Origin of the sequence: Psychrobacter sp. CAL346-MNA-CIBAN-0220 (assembly GCF_040309805.1) — a bacterium.
Lineage (GTDB): Bacteria > Pseudomonadota > Gammaproteobacteria > Pseudomonadales > Moraxellaceae > Psychrobacter.
This window is the reverse complement of sequence record NZ_JBEOPF010000496.1, coordinates 1-255: the sequence shown is the minus strand read 5'-3', so window position 1 is coordinate 255 and position 255 is coordinate 1. Positions and strand designations below refer to the sequence as shown.

Annotated in this window: 1 pseudogene; it reads right to left on the bottom strand. The window is 49.8% G+C overall.

The annotated features are described in order from the left end of the window. Nucleotides 1–255, bottom strand: a pseudogene (locus AAEY88_RS14520) (ribonuclease R); the annotation flags it as partial.

The following is a 255-nucleotide window of genomic DNA, read 5'->3' as shown; positions in this document are numbered from 1 at the left end:
CAACGATACGACCTTCAGTACGACCGCGGTTGTCTGTTGACGTGCCAACGGCTTCTACTGTATCGCCATTAAAGACCCAACGCATTTGTTTTTCATGCAAGAATAGGTCAGGCATATCACTCAATAATACAAAGCCAAAGCCCTTTGGATGGGCTGTTACTGTACCGGTGACGATGTCGTGCTGAGTGACCGTACGATAGCGATAAGGGCGACCGTCACGATTGACTTGTCCATCGCGCGTCATCGCTTTTAGGC